The following is a 21,501-nucleotide window of genomic DNA, read 5'->3' as shown; positions in this document are numbered from 1 at the left end:
GAATTATGACATCCGTGGCAGCCATGTGCACCGCGGCGCTGGCGATCAGTGGCTGCGAACTGCGCGGTCCGTTCGTCGACAAGATCCAGGTGACGGCCGATTTCGCGAATATCGCCGGGGTATACGAGGGCAACGACGTCTCGCTGCTCGGAGTGAAGATCGGCCAGATCGACAAGATCGCCCCACACGGTGCCTACGTCACCGTGTGGATGACGATCAGCGCCGACACCCCCGTGCCCGCCGATGCCATCGCGGCGACGCTGTCGCCCTCGCTGGTGACCAACCGGCACATCGAGCTGGCACCCGCCTACTCGGGCACCGGGCCGAAACTGGCTGACGGCGACCACATCCCGTGCGGCAGCCCGTGCGGGATGGACGGTCCGGCACGCACCAGGACCCCCGTCGATCTGGACCGGGTACTCGCTACCGTCGACAGTATCGCCACCTCGCTGAAGGGCACCGAGGGCGGCGAAGGCCCGCTCTCGGGCGAGGACCTCGCGCAGGTGTTGCGCGGTAACGGCGACAAGATCCGGGAGACCATCACCGCGCTGTCGAACTCTGTGCAGCTCGGACTTGACAATGGTGATGCCATCTCCCGAATCATCGTGCGGCTCAACGACATCACTCAGATGATCGCGGGCAATGACCAGGCGGTGCGGGAATTCAGCGGTCAGACGACCCAGCTGAGCGAGCTGCTCGCCGATCAGTCACCCGGCCTGCAAGCTGTCCTCGCCCAGCTCAACGACTTCCTCGCCAACACCAGCGCGGTGCTGGACCAACGTGGCACCCAGCTGGGCGATGCCTTGACCGGGCTGACCGGCACCACCGGTCAGCTACAACGCAACGCGCGCAATCTGATCGAGATCGTCGACGTCACGCCGCTGCTGTTCCGCAACGTCGACAACGCCGTGATGCGTGATGAGGGACAGATTCGCCTGCATTTCCTGGTGGACAAGTCGTTGCTCGACGGTGAGGCACTGAGCCTGTTCTGTTCCCGCATCCAGATGCGCTCTGACGGCTGCCGTACCGGCAAAATCGAGGATTTCGGTCCCGACTTCGGCCTCACCGCCGCCCTGCTCGGATTGAGTGGTACCTGATGAGATCCACCGCTACCCGCCTGGCCACGACACTGCTACTGGCCACCGCCCTTGGCACCGCGACAGGCTGCGGCGTCACCGTCGGGGATCTGCCACTGCCTCGTCCGAGCATCGGTGCGGACAGCTACCGGGTCCACGCGATCTTCACCAACGCGCTGAATCTGCCCGCGTCCGCGCATGTGAAGATCGGTGGATCCGATGTCGGTGAGGTGACCGAGATCTCGACCCGGAACTACCTCGCCGATGTCGAGATGAGCATTCGCGGTGATGTGCGCCTGCCGGCGAACGCGACGGCCGAACTGCGCCAGGCCACCCCACTCGGCGATGTGTACGTAGCGATCTCGCTGCCCCCGCGTACCGCCGATCAGCAACTACTCCGCCCCGGAGACACCATCACCCAGCAGAACACGTCCGCGGGCGCGTCGGTGGAGGATCTGCTGTTGTCGGTCGCCACCCTGGTCAATGGCGGCGCGCTGAACCGGGTCGCGAACATCGCCACCGAGCTGGACTCCATGGTCGCTGGTCGCGGGCCGATGCTGGCCCACCTGATCACCGAAATGACATCGGCGACAACGGCATTGAATGACCGGTCCGATCAATTCGACGGCATGCTCGTCCAGGTGGACGGCCTGCTCACGCAATTCGACCAGCGCCGGGCCGAACTGAGCGCCGTCGCCGACACCGTCCCGGGAATGATCGGCGCGATCGCTGACGACAACCGCAAGATCGGTGACCTGCTCGGCAAGATCGCGGTCACCAGCGCGGCGCTGCACGACTTCGCCGACACCTCGACCACCGATCTGGCCGCGTTGCTCGACAGCACCGAGAAACTGACCTCCAGCCTGGCCCGGATGGGCGACAACTTCGCCGGAACCCTCGACGCGCTCCATGAGGTCACGCCGAAGCTGCTGAGCACTCTGCGCGGCAATGCGATGGCCTTCTACGGGACGGCGAACTATCTCGGCCTCGGCGCGCTCTACGACCCGGGCAGCAAGCTACCCGACGCCACCGACGTCGACGCCTTCGGAGGCAGCCTGCTCGATGTGTTGCGACGGGTCTACGCCAGAGTGCACGGAGGACAGCGATGACGTTCGTTTCGCGACTACTGCGTCGCAAGGTATTGCTCACCAACCTCGGGCTGGTGTTCGCGCTGATCCTCGGCGGCACCTACCTTTTCGTGGGACTGGCCGATATCAATCCGCTGCGCGCCGCCTACACGGTCAGGGTCGAGCTGGTTCGTTCCGGCGGTCTGATGAACAACAGCGATGTCACCTTCCGTGGCTATCGGGTCGGCCGGATCACCGCGATTCGGTTGACCGGCACGGGGATCGAGGCGCTCGCGCGCATCGATTCCTCGGCTCGGATCCCGTCGGGTGGAATCGTTGCCGTGCAGTCTCTTTCGGCAGTGGGGGAGCAGTACCTCGACTTCCGGCCGACTTCCGGCGACGGTCCCTACTTGGCGGACGGATCGGTGATCAAGTCGAAAGATGTCACGACCCCGGTGCCGCTGGCCGACGTGCTGGAAAACGCGAACGCGTTGATCGCGCAACTCGATCCGGTCGGCGATCCCGCGCGGTTCCAGACGATCATCACCGAACTGGACAAGGCACTCGGCGGTGGCCCGGACCAATTGCGCAACCTCGTTTCCGGAATCAGCGCCATTACTGTGGGGATGGACAACCTCCTGCCGCAGACCGTCGCGCTGCTGACGAACCTGCGGACAATCGCGGCCACCACCGCGCTCGTTCAACCGGATCTGACCACGCTCACCCGCAATTCGAGCACGCTGTTCGGGCAACTGACCGCCGCCGACGCCGAATTGCGCCGGATGCTCGATCTGGCGCCGGGTCAGCTCGCGACCGTCGGCGGCGTACTGGCCGAAACCTCCGACCCTGTCACGAATCTCGCGACGAACTTCCTGGCCATCGCCCGCTCGGCGCGCTTGCGCACACCGGCCATGCGCGAACTCTTCCCGGCATTGCGCGATGGTGCGGGCGCGCTCGGTGTCCCCATCCACGACGGTGCCTTCAACACACTCGTCGACATCTGGCCGCGCCCGACCTGCGAATACGAGACCGTGCCGGTCTCGCCGACCCAACTCAACGGACCCACTGTGCGGCGCTGGAACTTCTGCGTCACCAACAATCCCGCACTTCAGATCCGTGGGTCGGCCAACGCACCCCGACCCGATCAGCCGGACAACGGCGCCGCCCGGCCGCCGGGGGTGAACCCGGACGAGCAGTCGATCCCGATCGACACCGAGATCCCGCGGCGCTGACCCGAGCGCCCTGAACCCACAGTGAGAAGCATTCAGATGACACCCACCGAACGCGAAAAGCCCTCAGCCTCCGACGACGTCGAAGCATCGGAAACCCTGGCGCCGAAAGTTGATGCCTCCGCCGATCCGAAGGAAGAGTCGACGGCGCCCACCGGTCCGGCCGTAGGAACTCGATGGTCGCGCCCGGTTCGCGCGGCCGCTATGGCGGCGGCCGTCTTGGTCCCCATCGCCGCCGCCGCCTTCTTCTACATGCGATACACCGCCGATCACTCGACACTCGAAGTGCAGAACTCGGCGCGGGCCGCGGCGTGCGAATACGCGAAGACGATGACGAATTACAACGCCCAGAATATCGACGAGTACATCGGGAATGTACTGGACGGTGCCACCGGCGAATTCAAGACCGAGTTCTCCAAGACCAGCAGTGAACTCAAAGACGTGATCACGAGCGCCCAGATCAAGTCCGAGGCCCGCGACACCAGCTGCGGTGTGGCCAATGCCGACGACGAGCACGCCGAGGTGGTCGTCGCCATGAGCGTCTCCATCAGCAGTCTCGGCACCCAGGGCAGGCAGGTGCCCAGCCAGATCTCCCTGGTGGCCACGATGGACCGAATCGACGGTCACTGGCTGGTCAGCAAGCTCGATGCGCCGGCACTGGAACCCGCCTCGCCTGCCCAGGCCCCGGCAGCCGAACAACCCGTGCCACGATAGCCGGCCGGCGCACAGCCGGAGCGAACAGCGAAAACGCACTGGGACCCGGAATCGATTCCGGGTCCCAGTGCGTTTCGAGGCTGCGCTCAGTTGTGTCGGGCCCGCTGTTCGTATGCCGCACGCTTGTCGGCGTCGACGTCGTCGAGGAAGACGGACTCCCCGCCGAATGCCCTCGTCATCGCTTCCGCGAGGCCGCGCGGAATGAACTTCTGCGTCGCCGCCAGTGCCCCGGCCAGTCTGGTTACCCGGACGCGTGCGGTGGGCTTGCCGATCAGCCGGATGATGCCCGCGGCGATATCTTCGGGCTGGGCGCTCTTGATGCCACGGATACCGTGGGTGCCCGCGGTCAGTTCGGTGTTCACGAACGACGGCATCATCAGCGAGAAATCGACTCCCGTGCCACGGTGTTCGACCCGAGCCGAGTCGGTGAAGCCGACGACGGCGTACTTGCTGGCGCAATAACTGGCCAGTCCAGGTGTATAGATCTCGCCGGCCAACGAGGCGACGTTGATGACGTGGCCGCTGCCCCGGGGCACCATGCGCTGGGCCGCCAACTTGGATCCGATGATCACACCGAATGTATTGATATCGATAATGCGCCGGGTGACGTGCTCGGGTTCGTCGATGAGCCGGCCAACCGGCATGATTCCCGCGTTGTTGACCAGAACGTCGATCGGGCCCAGCGTCTGTTCCACAGTGTTCAGGAAAGCCTCGAACGACGCCGTGTCGGTGACATCGAGTTTGCTGTAGGCAGTCAGCCCGAGGACAGCAGCCGATTCTTTGAGCGTTGTTTCGTCGATGTCTCCGATGGCGACCTTGGCACCGTGCTCGGTGAGCGCTTTCGCAGTCGCGAATCCGATGCCACGGGCACCACCGGTAATCGCCACAACCTTATCCCGCACAGACTTCGGTGTCATTGTGGGTTCTCCGCCCTTTCGGCTGGCCATAATTGCCTTGACGGTACGGGCCGGCACGGACCGATGACAGGGCCGGACCGCGCACAATGTGTGACCGAACCGCGCACTACGCGGTCGGGGGACTCCCGGTCTGATACGAGCCCGGCGCGATACCGGTCCACCGGCGGAAGGCGCGGCGAAACGCACTCGGCTCGGAGTAGCCGAGCCGCTCGGAGAGTTCCTCGATGGTCTCCTCGCCGCGGACGAGGCTGTCGATGGCGCGGTCACGCAGGATGTCCTCCTGGATCACGCGGAACGAGGTGCCCTCTTCCCGGAGTAGTCGCCGGACATGCTGAGCACTCACCGACAAGCGTTTGGCGACGTCCTCGGTGTCCGGCCAGTCGGCGGAGTCCGTGCGCTCCAGTATGTTTCGTACTCGGTCCGCGGTGGTCACGTCATAACGAGTGCGGAAGAGCAGGTCAGCTGGTGCCGTACGCAGGAACGCGCTGAGTTCCGGTTCGGTGCGCACGACCGGAACCGCCAGAAACATCGAATCGAAGCTGAAGGCCGCGCACTCGGCATCGAAAGTCGGCACCGCACCGTAGATCAGTCGGTACTCGGCCGCGTACGGCGGTGCGGGAAACGGCAGGTCCACCGAAGTCAGCCGGATTTGTTTGCGGATCAGCCACGATGCGAGGCGATGGATGACCGCGACGCCCACATCGACGACCAGCGGGTCGAGCGCAACGTCGGAACCGCTGTTGATCACCACCTGAGCACGGCGGCCCGACACGATCAACTCCGACCGCATCCCGGTGGTGAGTGTCGCGAATTCGGTGAACCGCGTCAGCGCGGTGTGTAGATCGGGCGCATGGATGAGGCCGAGGGTGATCATCTGGAAAACGCCACGGGGAACAGGGCGCGGTCCGAGTCCGGCGAGTTCGTCGTCGGTCTGCTTCCACAACGCCGTCACGACCTGAATCGCCTGCGCACGAGTTACCCGGACCCGATCGTGTCCGAGCATTTCGGTAGTGATGCGTGCGCTGCTCAAAGCGCCGCGGATATCGATGCCGCGAGCCGCCGCGGTGGACATCGCCGCTCGGACGAACTGAATCGCCACCGTGCGACCCGCCGTCACCGATTCATTTCCGCCCTGTGCTGCCACACAGGAAATCTAGCAGCGCGAGCGGAATGCGCGTTTCGGTCACGAACTACGCGAGGTCGAGTCATTTCGAACGGCCCGTGCCGTCCGTAGCGTCGAGTTACGAGCGATGCGGCCGTGTTCGCGGCCACGCTGAGTCGAGGAGGATGGTGAATGTCCGAGCACGTGTTCAACGTCGACGGCATCGGTACGTGGAGTTCCGAAATCGAATTCCCGGTCGAGAAGCAACGCGCTATCGCGTATGCCGAGGCGACCAATGACCCGATCGCGCAGCACCTCGACGGTACCTACGCGCCCCCGGTGTTCGCCGTCGTGCCCGCATTGTCGGACCTGGCCGACACCACGATGGGTGTCGTTCCCGACGAACTGATGATGCGAATTCTGCACGGCGAGCAGGACTTCCGATTCCACCGCCCGATCGTGCCCGGTGAGACGCTGACGGTCCGGTCGAAGGTCGTCGGCATCCACGGCAAGTCCACCGGCGTGGTGGTGACGACCATCGGCGAGACCAGGGACGCCGCGGGTGCGCTCGTCAACGAGCAGTACTTCTCCGGCTTCTTCAAGGGCGGCGTCTGGCCCCATGAGGCCGGAACACCCGCGCCGGCACACTCTTTCGACGAGTCGCTGCGTGAGCGTGCAGCCGACTTCGTTGTCGAGCAGCAGTTCGACAAGGACCAGACCTTCCGCTACGCCGAACCTGCCGGTGACCCGATGCCGATCCACCTGGACGACGACTTCGCCAAGCAGATGGGCCTGCCGGGAATCATCATCCACGGGCTGTGCACGATGGCGTTCACTTCGCATGCGGTGCTGTCTCAGGTCGCCATCGATGATCCGGCGCGCCTGCGGCGCCTGGCGGTCCGTTTCAGCAAGCCCGCGCGGCCCGAGCAGCTGATGACCACGTCGATCTGGCGTACCGGCGAGACCGAGGGACGCCAGGTCTACGCGTTCGAGAGTGCCAGCGGCGACGGCGACGCTCTCATCAAGGACGGCATCGCGGAGATCGCGTAGCCCGTCCCAGCACACTCACGTCAAGGAGTCAGATCAATGAGCAATCGTGTATTCGTCGTCGGTGTCGGCATGACGAAGTTCGAAAAGCCCGGCCGTCGTGAAGGCTGGGACTACCCGGCCATGGCCAAGGAGTCCGGTACCAAAGCTCTGCAGGACGCCGGTATCGCCTACGACAAGGTGCAGCAGGCCTACGCCGGTTACTGTTACGGCGAATCCACCTCGGGTCACCGCGCCGTCTACGAGCTCGGCCTGACGGGCATCCCCGTCTTCAACGTGAACAGCAACTGCTCGACCGGTTCGAGCGCGCTGTTCCTCGCTGCCCAGGCGATTCGTGGCGGCCTGGCCGACTGCACCCTGGCCATCGGTTTCGAGAAGATGCAGCCCGGCTCGCTCGGTTCCACCTACGAGGACCGCGAACAGCCGATGCAGCGGCATCTGCTGGCCATGGCGGAGCTGCGTGAGATCTCGTTCCCGCCCGCGCCCTGGATGTTCGGCGCGGCCGGTCTCGAGCACAACGAGAAGTACGGCTCCACCCCGGAGCATATGGTGCAGATCGCGGTCAAGAACCACCTGCACTCGGTGAACAACCCGTATGCCCAGTTCCAGGACAGCTACACCGCCGACGAGATCAAGTCCGCCAAGATGATCTACGCCGCGGGCCAGGTGACTCGTCCCATGTGCTCGCCGACCTCGGACGGTTCCGCCGCCGCGATCGTGGTCAGCGAACGCTTCGTCGAGGAGAACGACCTCGCGGGTCAGGCCATCGAAATCGTCGGCCAGTCATTGGTGACCGATGTTCCGGGCACCTTCGACAGCGGCAGCCTGATCACCCTGGTCGGTGGCGATATGAGCCGCCGCGCCGCTCTCGAGGTGTACGAGCAGGCGCAGATCGGTCCCGATGACATCGACGTGATCGAGCTGCACGACTGCTTCGCCGCCAACGAGTTGCTCACCTACGAGGCACTCGGACTGGCCGCCGAAGGCGAAGCGCACAAGCTTGTCGACGCCGGCGACACCACCTACGGCGGTCGCTGGGTCGTCAACCCGACCGGCGGTTTGATCTCCAAGGGTCATCCGCTCGGCGCGACCGGCCTGGCCCAGTGCGCCGAATTGAACTGGCAGCTACGCGGTATGGCGGACAAGCGCCAGGTCTCCGGCGCGAAGATCGCGCTCGCGCACAATATCGGGCTCGGCGGATCGGCTGTGGTGACCGCCTACCGCCCGGCCGCGCGCTGACCCACCACGACATATACCGGCAAGACCACTCTCCAGCAACGCTATTCGAGTAAAGGAAAAGACACATGGCACAGGCATCGGCGTCGAAGGAAATCGCGGTTTCGCAGGACAAGGTGTGGGCGATCATCGCCGACCCCAGCCGCAACGCGGAATGGAACACCATGCACGACAAGTGGAAGTCCCAGCCGCCGACCTCGGTCGCGCAGGGCGACAAGATGAGTGAAGTCCTCTCGATCATGGGAATGCCGAACACCATCGAGTGGGATGTCACCAACTACGACGCGCCCAACACCTTCACGATCTCCGGCGTCGGCATGGCCAACGCCAAGGTCAGTTTCACGATGTCCGTCGAGGCAGCGGGGGCCGGGTCGGTCGCCAAGATCGAGGCCGAGTTCATCAGCCAGATGATGGTCGGCGCGATCGGCAAGGCCATCGAGCGCACCGCGTTCAAGGAACTGGAGGCTTCGCTCGAGAAGCTGTCCGATCTGCTCGCCTGACCATTACCTCACTCACGCAAGGGAATTCACATGGGTTCAACGGAGAATCGCGTCGCCATCGTCACCGGTGCAGGTCGTGGCATCGGGCGTGAACACGCACTGCTGCTGGCCGCGCAGGGCGTGAGCGTCGTCGTCAACGACCTCGGCGGCAGCAACGACGGCAGCGGCACCGACGCCGGTCCGGCGCAGCAGGTGGTCGAGGAGATTATCGCCGCCGGCGGCAAGGCCGTGGCCAACACCGACAGTGTCGCTGACTGGGATGGTGCGCAGAGTCTCGTCGACCAGGCCATCTCGGAGTTCGGCGGCCTCGACATCGTCGTGAACAACGCGGGCATCCTGCGCGACGCGTTCATCGCCGGCATCGAGAAGTCGCAGTGGGACTCTGTGCTCGGAGTGCATCTCCACGGCCACTTCAACCTGATGCGTCATGCCGCGGTGTACTGGAAAGCGCAGTCCAAGGCGGGAACCCCGCGCAACGCCTCGGTGATCAACACCGCCTCCGCGTCGGGCACCTTCTCGGTACTTCCCGGCCAGGTCAACTACGCCGCCGCCAAGGCCGCTATCGCGGCGATGACGCTCGTTGCCGCCGAGGAACTGTCCCGATATGGGGTGCGCGTCAACGCGATCGCCCCGGTGGCCCGCACTCGGCTCACCCTCGCCACCCCGGGGATGAGCGCGATCTTCGCGGCCGAGGTGCCCGAAGGCGAGTTCGATGCCTTCAGCCCGGCGAACATCGCTCCTATCGTCGCCTACTTGGCCAGTGAGAAGTGCCCGCTGAACGGCAAGGTGCTCGCCGTGCAGGGCGGCGCGGTCTCGCTGCTGGAAGGCTGGACCTTCCAGGAGACCGTCGAGGTCGACGGACCGTGGGTGCTCGACGAACTTCCCGCGCAGTTCGATCGCTGGTCGTAATGAGCACGTCGTTCAGTGTGGAGCGACGCGCCAGTTACGCCGGGTACGAGACGCGTGAACTGGTAGTGGCCGGCAACGGCCCCACCATTCTGTTGGTGCACGGTTTCGCGCACGCCTCGGAGGCCTGGCGTCACACCATGGATCACCTGCGCGCGGCCGGGCGGGCGGCGGTCGCCGTCGACCTGCCCGGCTTCGGTCGCGCCGATCCGTTGCGGCCGGGAGCGTTGGTGCCGCAGCTGGATATGTTCCTCACCGAGGCAATTCGGCAGCATGCGGGGCCCGAAGGCGTTGTGCTGATGGGCAACTCGCTCGGCGCTGCCCTGGCCTTACGGGCGAGCCGAAGCAGCGACCTTCCGGTTGCGGGGGTCGTCGCACTCGATACCGCGGGGATCGCCTGGAAGCCACTCGTCTCGATCGGGCTCGGCCCTATCATCGCGGTCAATCATCTTTCTGCCGCCCTCGGCTTTTCCGCCAGACTTCATCGAGCCCTTGTCGCCAGGATCGGCCCGCGCTTGCTGTACGGCCGCAAGTCGGCGGTCGACCCCGAGACGGTGGCAGAACTTGTCGCGGTCGCCACCGACCCCGCCGAAACCCATCGGCTGTTGAGCTTGGGCGCCCGGCTCAAGGCCGAGCTCGACGAGAACGATGACCATGGCGGCGTGCGGGTGCCGATGGTCGTCGTGCAGGGTGCTCGCGACCTTCTGGTTCCGGTCTCCGCCGGCCGGATCCTGCAGGCGGCCAACGCCGGTAGTCGTCTGGTCGTGTTGCCGCACGCGGGACATTGTCCCCAGCTCGATGCCACCGCCGTAATCGCCCAGCTCGCACGCGAATTGGCGGGCATCTCTACCGAAACAAGGGATATCTCGTGACTACGCACCGATCCAGTTGGATGAACAAAGACCTCGATCAGGTCGCCGAACTGGCCCGCAATTTCTTCACCAAATACTGTGCCCCGCACGAAGAACGGTGGGGCAAGCAGCAACATGTCGACCGCGAGGTCTGGCACCGAGCCGGTGAACTCGGTCTGTTGTGCGCCAGCATCCCCGAGGAATACGGCGGCGGCGGTGGCGATTTCGCCCATGAGGCGATCATCGCGATCGAACAGGTTCGGGCGCTCGCGCCGAGTTTCGGTGGGGTGCTGCACAGCGGCATCATCGCGCACTACATCAATGCCTACGGCACCGAGGAACAAAAGCTCGCGTGGTTGCCGAAGATGGCCAGCGGCGAGCTGGTGGCGGCTATCGCCATGACCGAGCCGGGTACCGGTTCGGACCTGCAGAACATCAAGACCCGTGCGGTCAAAGACGGCGACGACTACGTCATCAACGGCGCCAAGACCTTCATCTCGAACGGATTCCTGTGCGACCTCGTCATCGTGGTTGCCAAAACCGCCGATGACGGTGGAATCGGCGATGTCTCGCTGATCGGCGTGGAAACCGCTGACCTGCCGGGGTTCTCGCGCGGCCGGAACCTGGAGAAGGTCGGCCAGCACGGCCAGGACACCTGCGAACTGAACTTCGTGGACGTCCGCGTGCCCCAAAGCAATGTCGTCGGCGGTGTCGAGGGGCAAGGCTTCATCCAGCTCATGCAGCAACTGCCTCAGGAGCGGCTCATTCTGGCCGTCTCGGCGGCGGCGACCGTCGAGAAGGCGGTACAGGTCACCGTCGAGTACGCCAAGGAGCGCACGGCATTCAACAAGCCGATCTTCAGCTTCCAGAACACCAAATTCGTGCTCGCCGAATGCGACACGCTCGCCTCGGTGTGCTGGACGTATCTGGACGACTGTATCGAGAAGCATCTGCGCAGTGAGCTCGACATCACCACCGCGGCCAAGGCGAAGTGGTGGCTCACCGAGCAGCAGTGCATTGTCGTCGACCGCTGCGTTCAGGTCTTCGGCGGCTACGGCTACATGGTCGAGTATCCGATCGCCCGCATGTACGCCGACTCGCGTATCCAGAAGATCTACGGCGGCACCAGCGAGATCATGAAGGAACTCATCGCGCGAAGCCTGTAGTGCCACAACCCGTTTCGATAGAGAGTGAACAGACGATGGGTCCATTGACCGGAGTCAAGGTAGTCGAAATAGCAAGTCTCGCACCGGCCCCGTTCGGCTGCATGATTCTGGCCGATATGGGCGCGGAGGTGCTGCGGGTGGACCGGGCGAGCGGTCAGGCCGGCGTCGTCGCGCCTGCCGGTCCGCTCGATCGTGGTCGCCGCAGTATCGCGGTGAACCTCAAGGATCCCGCCGGCGTCGCGGTCGTCCATGAGCTCATCGCCAACGCGGATGTGTTCGTCGAAGGGTTCCGTCCCGGCGTCGCCGAGCGACTCGGGATCGGGCCGGACAAGCTGCTCGAACTCAACCCGAAACTGGTGTACGGCCGGATGACGGGGTGGGGTCAGGACGGACCGCTCGCGCCCCGCGCAGGCCACGACATCAACTACATCGCCGTTGCCGGTGCGCTCGAGCCGATCGGTCGCGCCGGAGAACGTCCGCACGCACCGCTGAACCTGCTCGGTGACTTCGCCGGCGGCGGCCTGTTCCTCGCACTGGGTGTGCTCGCGGCCCTCTACGAACGAGAGCGGTCGGGCAAGGGCCAGGTCATCGACGCGGCGATGGTCGATGGTGCGAACACCCTGATGTCGTTCCTGCACGGCATGCGCGCGGGCGGCATGTGGCCGAACCCGCGCGGCGAGAACATGCTCGACGGCGCGGCCCCCTTCTACGACACCTACGAAACCGCCGACGGCAAGTTCATGGCTGTCGGCTGTGTCGAGCCGCAGTTCTACGCCGAGCTCCTGGACAAGCTCGAGATCGACGCCTCGGGTCTGCCGTTCCAGATCGATCCGGCCGGGTTCGATCAGCTGAAAAAGCTCATCGGCGATGCCTTCCGGACCAAGACTCGCGCGCACTGGGCTGATCTTTTCGCCGACTCCGATGCCTGTGTGTCCCCGGTTCTTTCACCGTGGGAAGCCCACGAGCACCCACACAACCGGGCCCGTGACGCCTTCGTCGAGGTCGGCGGCGTCGTCCAGCCGGCCCCCGCCCCGCGATTCAGCCGTACCGCGAGCGCGCACCCGGTGCCGATGGATGCCGACGGGCGCGACCTGCTCAACACCCTCGCGGCCTGGGGGATCACCGCAACCGACGCTGCCGGGCTGGTCCAGTCCGGGACCGTCGTCTGAGCCGGTCGAGGCAAACGCCATGCCGCTGTACGAGTTCGAGGGCAAGGGCTGCCTCCAGTGGGACGGCGGCGCCGCGGTGAAAGGACCAATGAAATGCTCGACGTAATTCCTGAGTCTCTGGATCGGCTGCGCGCCGTCGCCGATCTCGCGCGTGGCGTCAATGTCTTGCGCAAGCGCGGGTTGATGAATCCCTTGCGTCCGGACCAGCTGGTGCGGTTGTCGCGGCGTGCGGACCGGTTCGGGCCGTTCGCGGCCACCGTCATGCACGGCGCGGATCTGCATGCGGGAGCGCCCGCGATCGTCGACGAGCGTGGCACTCTCAGCTTCGGTGACATCGACCGGCAATCGAACGCACTGGCCCGTGGACTGGCGACCACCGGAATCGCACCCGGTGACGTCGTCGCGGTGCTGAGCCGTGACCACCGGGGAATGGTGCTCGCCATGCTGGCCCTCGGCAAGCTCGGCGCGCGGATGGTGTTGATGAACACCGGATTCGCGAAACCACAGTTCGCCGATGTCGCTGCCCGCGAACGCGTCAGCGCCGTGTTGCACGACAGTGAATTCACCGGTGTGCTCGACGCTGTTCCCGGCGACATCCCCCGCGTGCTCACGTGGGTCGATGACGCCGACGACGTCGCGCCGAATGCGGTGACCATCGACGACCTGCTGGCCGGACGGGCGAGCGATCCCGTGCCGGCCCCGGCCAAGCCCGGCGGAATGGTGATCCTGACCAGCGGAACCACCGGGACGCCGAAGGGCGCACCCCGAGATACCGCCTCCCCGTTGGTATCCGCGCAATTCCTGGACCGGGTGCCGCTACCACGTGACAACACCATCGTGATGGCCGCTCCCATTTTCCATGGCACCGGCTTGTCGCAGTTCCTGTTGGGTCTGGGGCTCGGTAACAAGATCGTCTTCCAGCAGCGCAAGTTCAACGCTGAGCAGACGTTGCGCAATGTCGCCGAACATCGGGCGGCGACGCTGGTCGTCGTTCCGACCATGCTGCAGCGGATCCTCGACGTCGGCCCCGAGATTCTCGCCGCATACGACACCTCGAGTCTGCGAGTGATCTTCTGTGCGGGCTCATCGGTGTCGCCCGACCTCAGCAGACGCGCGGCGGAAATCTTCGGCGAGGTCCTGTACAACCTGTACGGATCCACCGAAGTCGCGGTGGCGGCCGTCGCGACACCGGCCGACATGCGCACGGCGCCGGGCACTGTCGGCAAGCCCCCTGTCGGCTGCCGGGTCGCGGTCTACGACGCCGACCGCAACCTGATCACCGAACCGGGAGTGGTCGGCACCATCTTCGTCTCCAGCGGCCTGAGCTTCGCGGGGTACACCGACGGCGCCAACAAGGAGATCGTCGACGGCAAACTCTCCAGTGGCGACGTCGGCCACTTCGACAGCAACGGACTGCTTTTCGTCGATGGCCGCGACGACGACATGATCGTCTCCGGCGGCGAGAACGTCTTCCCGCTCGAAGTGGAAAACCTGCTCGTCCAGCGCCCGGACGTGCACGACGCGGCGGTGGTCGGCGTCGAGGACCAGGATTTCGGAAAACGGTTGCGCGCCTTCATTGTTCCCGGACCGGATTCGCGCCGTGATCCCCAAGAGATCAGAGACTTCGTCAAGGCGAACCTCGCTCGGCACAAAGTGCCACGCGATGTCGTCTTCATGGATGAGCTGCCCCGTAACGCCACCGGCAAGCTGCTGCGCAACAAACTCACCGCGATCCAATTCTGAGGAGTCACAGATGACATCCGTGGACCCCACGGTGAATCGCGCCGACATCGAGGTGCGTAATCCTGCCGACGGGCGCGTCGTCGGTACGGTGCCCAACGACTCACCCGACATCGTCGCCGCCAAGGTGCGAGCGCTGCGAGCAGCCCAACCCGAATGGGAAGCTCTCGGCCCGAAAGGCCGAAAGGTCTGGATGCTGCGGTATCAGGATTGGCTGATCGACAACGCCGGCCGGATCGCCGATGTGGTCCAAGCGGAGACCTCGAAGCCCAGGATGGATGCGTCGATCGAGGGCCCCGCCGCCGCTGACATCTTCGGCTTCTATGCCCGCCGGGCCGAGCGGTTTATGGCCGATCGGCACCCGACCCCGCACAGCCCGGCGGTCTTCCCGAAACGGCTGGCCGTGGTGTATCGGCCGTATCCGGTGGTCGGGGTCATCACGCCGTGGAACTTCCCTTTCGGCATGCCTGCTCTCGATATTCCGCCCGCCCTCGCGGCGGGTGCCGCGGTACTGCTCAAACCGTCGGAAGTGACGCCGCTGTCCGGAGTACTTCTGGTGCAGGGCTGGAAAGAGATCGGCGCGCCACCGGTCCTGGAGGTGACGACCGGTGCCGGGGGCACCGGGGCGGCCGTAGTCGACAGCGTCGATTACGTCCAGTTCACCGGCTCCACGCACACGGGCCGGATCATCGCCCAGCGAGCGGGTGAGCTGCTGAAACCGTGCAGTCTGGAGCTCGGGGGCAAGGATGCCGCGATCGTACTGGCCGATGCCGACCTCGACCGGGCGGCCCACGGCATCGCTTGGGGTGGCATGTTCAATTCCGGCCAGGTGTGCATTTCGGTGGAGCGCGTCTACGTCGAGGCGCCGGTGTACGACGATTTCCTCGCCAAGCTGACCAGGAATGTCGAGGAACTTCGTCAGGGCCAGGACGGTGACAGCTTCCGGTTCGACGTCGGTGCGCTGGCGACTCCCGCCCAGCTCGCTGTCGTGAAGCGCCACGTCGACGAGGCTGTCGCCGCAGGCGCCACGGTAGTCACCGGAGGCCGTCCGACCGGGGTCGGGAACTTCTTCGCGCCTACCGTTCTCGTCGATGTCGACCATTCGATGTCGTGTATCCGGGAAGAGACCTTCGGACCTACCCTTCCGGTCATCAAGGTCGCTGACGAGGCAGAGGCGATCCGTCTGGCCAACGATTCCGAGTTCGGACTCTCAGCCACCGTGTGGTCGGGCAACAAGACTCGCGCCGCCCGCGTCGCGCGCCAGCTCGAGGTGGGCGCGGTCAACATCAACGACGCATTCTCCAATTTGTTCAACTTCACGCTGCCCATGGGCGGCTGGAAAACATCCGGAATCGGCACACGATTCGGCGGTGCGGCCGCCGTGCACAAGTACTGCAGATCGCAAGCGATCACGACACCTCGGATACCCACGACACAGAAGGAACTGCTGTGGTACCCGTACTCGCGGCGAAAGGCACTGTTCACGCTCGGAATCCTGCGCTCGGTCACCAGCCGAGGTCTCCGGAAGTTCGGCGTCAGCCCGCGGGGACGGCAATGACACGCGTTGTCGCGGTCTGTCCTGCGTTTCGCCGTCGTCGCCGCTGTGGGGCAGCTTTGTCATGACGACTATCGCCGCAGGCGGGCTCATCGACTGGGAGATGAGCGCGCATTCGAGGTTTCTCTTCGACCTCGTGAGCTTTTCGGTTTTCAGTGCGATCGCCGGCTGGCTCACCAACTGGACCGGTGTTCTGATGCTGTTCTGGCCGGTCCACTTCCGCGGAATCCGAATACCCGGCCTCGACGTCCTGTATCCGTACTTCCCGCGCCGGGTGCAGGTGCTGCCGGTCTTCTCCGGCGACGGAAGGCGATTCGGATTCCAGGGCTTCACCCCGGCCCGAGCGGAGAAGATGGCCAGTATCTGTGTCGACAAGGCACTCATGCGGATCGGCAGCCCGCGTGACTTCATCGACGAACTCGACCTGGACGGCATCGCCGACTACATCGCCGAGCTCGTACGCGCACAGGTTGGGCCACTTGTCGACGACGTGGTGGCGCGGGAGAACGAGGTCTTGTGGCGCACAGTGCCGAGGCCGGTGAAGCAGATTGTCTACCAGCAGGTGGACCGAGAGCTCCCGGCCTTGTGTCGCCGAGCCTTCGATACCTTGGGCGGCAGCGTCGACCAACTGATCGACGTCAAGAGCTTCGTGATCCGCTACCTGCAGGAAAATCCGTACATACTCAAGGATCTCACCACGACTGTCGCGGCCCCGGAGTTGCGGTTCATGGTCCGGATCGGTTTGCTCGGCGCGCCCTTCGGTCTGCTATTAGCTCTGTACCTGCAAGTGCACCACAGCATTCCGGTGCTCGGCGGGATTCCCGGCTGGCTGGTCATCGTGGTCGCCGCGGCGATGATCGGCGTCGCCGTCAATGTCATCGCGGTCAAGATGGTGTTCGAACCCGGTGATCCGCAGCCGCGGTACAAGTACCTGTGGCGGCAGGCGCTGCTGGCCAAACGGCAGCCGCAGGCGGCAAAGGATCTCGCCCAGGTCTTGGCCTACCAGGTGCTGACGCTGCCGAATCTGTCGAAGGAGCTGCTCGACGGTCCCAATGGGGACAAGACCCGCCGACTCATCGAGCACGTCATCTCCGCCGAGATCCACCACCAGCTCGGCCCCACCCGATCGATGGTGCGCATGGCGTTCGGCGAAAGCCGTTTCGACAGTCTCGAGGTCGGCGCGGTCGACGCCGCGGTGGGCTTGGCGCCGAGCCTGGTCGAGGACAGGGAGTTCGCGCAGGAACAAGCGACGAAGATCAACGAATTCGCCGCTCGCAAATTGCAGTTGCTGACCCCGGGCGAATTCATGGAAATGTTCTACGCCTCGGTCGAGCAGGACGCCTGGCTGTTGTATCTGCACGGCGCGCTGCTCGGCTTGGTGGTAGGCGCGACCCATGTGGCGTTGTTCGGCGGGTGAGCCAGCTCCTGACCGTCGAAACACTGTGAAGCTCAACACAATCAGCGATGTCACAACATATGACCGCTGTGCATACCGCCGATCGGCGCTCGTGCCGTCGCATTCCCGTTGGAGGACCAGAATTGAAGACCTATCCAGTACGCACTCATCGTTCCGCCGAGCACTTCCCCAAGGGGGAGCACCTAGCCTGGCGGATAGCTGAGGTCGCCACCGATCCGGTCGGCGTGCCCGCGGAAACAGCCGAGATGATCATCAATCGGATCATCGACAATGCCGCCGTCGCGGCCGCCTCGCTGACCCGGCGCCCGGTGTCCAACGCCCGAGCTCAGGCCCAGGCGCACCCGTACGGTCCCGGATCGACGGTATTCGGCATCGATAGGACGTTTTCGCCGGAGTGGGCGGCATGGGCGAACGGCGTAGCTGTGCGTGAACTCGACTTCCACGACACGTTCCTCGCGGCGGAGTACTCCCATCCCGGCGACAACATTCCGCCGATCCTGGCCGTCGCGCAGCATGCGGGCCGCAGCGGCGCGGATCTGATCCGGGGCCTGGCCACCGGATACGAGATCCAGATCGACCTGGTGCGTTCGATCTGCCTGCACGAACACAAGATCGACCACGTCGCCCACCTCGGGCCCTCGGCCGCGGCAGGCATCGGCACCCTGCTGGGACTGGACACCGACACCGTCTTCCAGGCCATCGGTCAGGCGTTGCACACCACCACCGCGACCCGCCAGTCACGCAAGGGCGAGATCTCCAGCTGGAAGGCCTACGCTCCCGCGTTCGCCGGGAAGATGGCCGTCGAGGCCGTCGATCGCGCGATGCGCGGTGAGGGCGCGCCGTCGCCGATCTGGGAGGGCGAGGACGGAGTCATCGCGTGGCTGCTCGGCGGGCCGGAAGCCGAGTACAACGTTGCGTTGCCGGGACCCGGAGAAGCCAAGCGCGCGATCCTCGACTCGTATACCAAGGAACACTCGGCCGAGTATCAGAGCCAGGCGCCGATCGATCTGGCTCGCCGGATGCGTGAGCGGGTCGGCGACCTCGAGCAGATCGAATCCATTGTGCTGCATACCAGTCACCACACGCACGTCGTCATCGGTACCGGCTCGGGCGACCCGCAGAAATTCGACCCCACCGCCTCCCGTGAGACGTTGGACCATTCGGTGATGTACATCTTCGCCGTCGCCCTGCAGGACGGAACCTGGCATCACGAGCGGTCCTACGCGCCCGAGCGGGCGCAGCGCCCGGAAACCGTCGCGCTGTGGAACAAGATCTCCACCGCCGAGGACCCGGAGTGGACACGCCGCTATCACTCACCCGACCCCACCGAGAAGGCGTTCGGCGCCCGCGCCGAGATCAGGTTGCGCAACGGCGACGTGATCGTCGACGAGCTGGCGGTGGCCGACGCGCACCCGCTCGGCGCCCGGCCCTTCGCCCGCGATCAGTACATCGAGAAGTTCTGCACCCTCGCCGAGGGCGTCATCGACCCGGCCGAACAGGACCGATTCCTCGACGCCGTCCAGCGCACCGCCGACCTGAAGTCCGGTGAACTCGGCCAGCTCACGTTCACCGTTCCCGAGGACGTGCTCGCCCGCGCGCCCAAACTCGCGAAGGGACTGTTCTGATGACCGGACTCATCGCCGCCGCCACCGCCGCGACCGACAAACGCATCGCGTTCCGCTCGGGCCTGGTCTCCGGAACCATCCAACGGCTGCCCGGCGCCTTCAATCCCCTGGTGGCCAAGCTGATCCAGGAGATCGGCTTCGAAGGCGTCTACGTCTCCGGCGCCGTCGTCTCCGCGGACCTCGCACTGCCCGACATCGGTCTGACCACCCTGACCGAAGTTGCCGGTCGCGGGCAGCAGATCGCCCGGGTCACCGACCTGCCGACCCTGATAGATGCCGACACCGGGTTCGGTGAGCCGATGAGCGCCGCCCGCACGATCACCGTCCTCGAGGACGCGGGCATCGCGGGCTGTCACCTCGAAGACCAGGTCAACCCGAAGCGGTGTGGGCACCTCGACGGCAAAGCCGTCGTGCCGACCGACGAGATGGTCCGGCGGCTGCGGGCAGCGGTGTCAGCGCGCCGGGACCCGAACTTCGTCATCTGTGCCCGCACCGATGCCGCGGGCATCGACGGCATCGACGCCGCGATCGACCGGGCCAAGGCCTACGCCGACGCGGGGGCCGATCTGATCTTCACCGAGGCGCTCGCGGACGAGTCCGAATTCGAGAAGTTCCGCGCTGCCGTGGATATCCCGCTGCTGGCGAACATGACCGAGTTCGGCAAGTCCGAGCTGCTCTCCGCGGCGCAGCTACAAGATCTCGGTTACAACGCGGTCATCTACCCGGTCACCACGCTGCGGCTGGCCATGTTCGCCGCCGAACACGGACTTCGCGAAATAGCCGCAACGGGAACGCAATCCGGACTGCTCGACCAGATGCAACACCGCAGCCGCCTATACGAACTGCTCGAGTACCAGCGCTACAACGAATTCGATTCCGGCATCTTCAATTTCACCGTCGAGGGAGGTCGGCGATGACCGGCACCATATCGCCCACAATCTGCAAAGGTTTGGCCGGTGTCGTTGTCGACACGACGGCGATCTCCAAGGTGGTGCCCGAGACAAACTCGCTGACCTACCGAGGCTATCCGGTGCAGGACTTGGCCGCGCACTGCAGCTTCGAGCAGGTCGCCTACCTGTTGTGGCACGGTGAGCTGCCGACGGATTCTCAGCTCTCGCTGTTCCTCGAGCGTGAGCGCGCGTTCCGGCGCGCCGATCGGTCAATGCTCTCGCTGCTGTCCAAGATGCCCGAGAACTGCCATCCGATGGATGTCGTGCGTACCGCGATCAGCTATCTGGGAGCTGAAGATCCCACCGAGGATGACAATTCGGCCCAGGAGAACCTGGAGAAGGCGCTGCGGATGACCGCGGTGCTCCCCACGATCGTCGCGGCCGACTTCCGGCGGCGCCGTGCGCTCGACCCGATTGCGCCACGTACCGACCTGGGGTTCGCGGAGAACTTCCTGAACATGTGTTTCGGTGCGGTGCCGGATCCGGCGATCGTCAAGGCGTTCGAGGTTTCGCTGATCCTGTACGCCGAGCACAGTTTCAACGCCTCCACGTTCGCCGCGCGCGTGGTGACCTCCACACAGTCCGACATCTACAGTGCGGTCACCGCGGCGATCGGCGCGCTCAAGGGGTCACTGCACGGTGGTGCCAACGAGGCCGTCATGCACGACATGCTCGCGATCGACGATCCCGCCCGTGCCGAGGACTGGCTGGTGGCCAAGCTCGCCGCCAAGGACAAGGTGATGGGGTTCGGCCACCGTGTCTACAAGAACGGTGATTCGCGTGTGCCGACCATGAAGTCGGCGTTTCACGATGTCGCAGAACACACGGGCGGAGAAAAGTGGGTGCGCATGTACGACGCACTCGAGAAGACGATGGTGAACGCGACCGGCATCAAGCCGAACCTCGACTTCCCGACCGGCCCCGCCTACTACCTGATGGGTTTCGACGTCGAGATGTTCACCCCGATCTTCGTGATGAGCCGCATTACCGGCTGGTCGGCCCATATCATCGAGCAGGGCGCGTCCAACGCGCTCATCCGCCCGTTGAGCGAATACTCCGGGGTACCGCAACGCGCGGTACTTCCGAAACTGACGTAAGGACGTCAGCGGACCCGAATGGCAGTGCGCATCACAACGTGAACGGCGATTTCGAGCTCGAATCGCAGGCCGGCAGTTCGCTGAGCCGGTCGTGCGCGGGTGAAGATACGAATCACCGGAGCCGAAGTGCAATTCGA

At 65.0% G+C, this 21,501-nt stretch carries 19 protein-coding genes; 17 read left to right on the top strand and 2 right to left on the bottom strand.

Annotated features, from left to right (window positions below; all coding sequences use genetic code 11):
• The first annotated feature begins 5 nt into the window (after positions 1-5).
• Genes ACWZHB_RS17535 through ACWZHB_RS17520 form a run of 4 tightly spaced genes read left to right on the top strand, consistent with a single transcriptional unit; the run spans position 6 to position 4,086 of the window.
• Complete coding sequence (locus ACWZHB_RS17535) at positions 6-1,097, top strand: MCE family protein (RefSeq protein WP_427908997.1); 1,092 nt, start codon at positions 6-8, stop codon at positions 1,095-1,097.
• The gene (locus tag ACWZHB_RS17530; protein ID WP_427908996.1) at positions 1,097-2,185 is read left to right on the top strand and encodes an MCE family protein; all 1,089 of its coding nucleotides are present in this window, start codon (positions 1,097-1,099) and stop codon (positions 2,183-2,185) included. The genes ACWZHB_RS17535 and ACWZHB_RS17530 overlap by 1 nt, the downstream gene beginning before the upstream one ends.
• Positions 2,182-3,375 (top strand): MlaD family protein, encoded by a 1,194-nt coding sequence (locus tag ACWZHB_RS17525; protein WP_427908995.1) that lies wholly within the window; start codon positions 2,182-2,184, stop codon positions 3,373-3,375. Before ACWZHB_RS17530 ends, ACWZHB_RS17525 begins: the two co-directional genes overlap by 4 nt.
• A 36-nt stretch (positions 3,376-3,411) precedes the next feature.
• The gene (locus ACWZHB_RS17520; protein ID WP_427908994.1) at positions 3,412-4,086 is read left to right on the top strand and encodes a hypothetical protein; all 675 of its coding nucleotides are present in this window, start codon (positions 3,412-3,414) and stop codon (positions 4,084-4,086) included.
• An 86-nt stretch (positions 4,087-4,172) separates the two neighbouring features.
• Here the strand turns inward: ACWZHB_RS17520 and ACWZHB_RS17515 are convergent, their stop codons facing one another.
• Positions 4,173-5,003, bottom strand: coding sequence for an SDR family oxidoreductase (locus ACWZHB_RS17515; RefSeq protein WP_427908993.1), 831 nt, complete (start codon positions 5,001-5,003; stop codon positions 4,173-4,175).
• 106 nt (positions 5,004-5,109) lie between these two features.
• On the bottom strand, positions 5,110-6,147 hold the full coding sequence (locus ACWZHB_RS17510; RefSeq protein ID WP_427908992.1) for an AraC family transcriptional regulator: 1,038 nt from the start codon (positions 6,145-6,147) through the stop codon (positions 5,110-5,112).
• A gap of 150 nt (positions 6,148-6,297) precedes the next feature.
• Here ACWZHB_RS17510 and ACWZHB_RS17505 point away from each other — a divergent pair, with 150 nt between their 5' ends.
• The 13 genes from ACWZHB_RS17505 to ACWZHB_RS17445 all read left to right on the top strand — a co-directional run bounded on the left by ACWZHB_RS17505 (position 6,298) and on the right by ACWZHB_RS17445 (position 21,364).
• Positions 6,298-7,155: a MaoC/PaaZ C-terminal domain-containing protein gene (locus tag ACWZHB_RS17505; RefSeq protein ID WP_427908991.1), complete on the top strand. Its 858-nt coding sequence runs from the start codon at positions 6,298-6,300 to the stop codon at positions 7,153-7,155.
• Positions 7,156-7,191: 36 nt separating this feature from the next.
• The gene (locus ACWZHB_RS17500) at positions 7,192-8,391 is read left to right on the top strand and encodes a lipid-transfer protein (protein ID WP_427908990.1); all 1,200 of its coding nucleotides are present in this window, start codon (positions 7,192-7,194) and stop codon (positions 8,389-8,391) included.
• Positions 8,392-8,456: 65 nt separating this feature from the next.
• Entirely contained in the window at positions 8,457-8,888 is a 432-nt protein-coding gene (locus ACWZHB_RS17495) for a type II toxin-antitoxin system Rv0910 family toxin (RefSeq protein WP_427908989.1), read from the top strand.
• 30 nt (positions 8,889-8,918) lie between these two features.
• A complete protein-coding gene (locus ACWZHB_RS17490) occupies positions 8,919-9,797 on the top strand; it encodes an SDR family oxidoreductase (protein WP_427908988.1) in 879 nt (292 codons plus the stop codon).
• Complete coding sequence (locus tag ACWZHB_RS17485) at positions 9,797-10,666, top strand: alpha/beta fold hydrolase (protein ID WP_427908987.1); 870 nt, start codon at positions 9,797-9,799, stop codon at positions 10,664-10,666. The genes ACWZHB_RS17490 and ACWZHB_RS17485 overlap by 1 nt, the downstream gene beginning before the upstream one ends.
• 20 nt (positions 10,667-10,686) lie before the next feature.
• Entirely contained in the window at positions 10,687-11,811 is a 1,125-nt protein-coding gene (locus ACWZHB_RS17480) for an acyl-CoA dehydrogenase family protein (RefSeq protein WP_427909195.1), read from the top strand.
• Positions 11,812-11,846: 35 nt separating this feature from the next.
• A complete protein-coding gene (locus ACWZHB_RS17475) occupies positions 11,847-12,980 on the top strand; it encodes a CaiB/BaiF CoA transferase family protein (RefSeq protein ID WP_427908986.1) in 1,134 nt (377 codons plus the stop codon).
• Positions 12,981-13,073: 93 nt separating this feature from the next.
• Complete coding sequence (locus tag ACWZHB_RS17470) at positions 13,074-14,723, top strand: acyl-CoA synthetase (RefSeq protein WP_427908985.1); 1,650 nt, start codon at positions 13,074-13,076, stop codon at positions 14,721-14,723.
• A gap of 10 nt (positions 14,724-14,733) precedes the next feature.
• Positions 14,734-16,278 (top strand): aldehyde dehydrogenase family protein, encoded by a 1,545-nt coding sequence (locus ACWZHB_RS17465; protein WP_427908984.1) that lies wholly within the window; start codon positions 14,734-14,736, stop codon positions 16,276-16,278.
• Positions 16,279-16,339: 61 nt separating this feature from the next.
• Positions 16,340-17,692 carry a hypothetical protein gene (locus tag ACWZHB_RS17460; RefSeq protein WP_427908983.1) on the top strand — a complete coding sequence of 451 codons (1,353 nt, stop codon included), beginning with the start codon at positions 16,340-16,342 and terminating at the stop codon, positions 17,690-17,692.
• Between the two features lie 122 nt (positions 17,693-17,814).
• A complete protein-coding gene (prpD, locus tag ACWZHB_RS17455; RefSeq protein WP_427908982.1) occupies positions 17,815-19,317 on the top strand; it encodes a 2-methylcitrate dehydratase PrpD in 1,503 nt (500 codons plus the stop codon).
• Positions 19,317-20,234 carry a methylisocitrate lyase gene (gene prpB / locus ACWZHB_RS17450; protein ID WP_427908981.1) on the top strand — a complete coding sequence of 306 codons (918 nt, stop codon included), beginning with the start codon at positions 19,317-19,319 and terminating at the stop codon, positions 20,232-20,234. The genes prpD and prpB overlap by 1 nt, the downstream gene beginning before the upstream one ends.
• Positions 20,231-21,364, top strand: a complete 1,134-nt coding sequence (locus tag ACWZHB_RS17445; protein ID WP_427908980.1) for a bifunctional 2-methylcitrate synthase/citrate synthase — start codon at positions 20,231-20,233, stop codon at positions 21,362-21,364. Before prpB ends, ACWZHB_RS17445 begins: the two co-directional genes overlap by 4 nt.
• Positions 21,365-21,501 lie beyond the last annotated feature (137 nt).

The organism is Nocardia sp. FBN12 (assembly GCF_054031145.1).
Note: the sequence above shows the minus strand (reverse complement) of the source record. Positions and strands in the feature narration are given on the sequence as shown.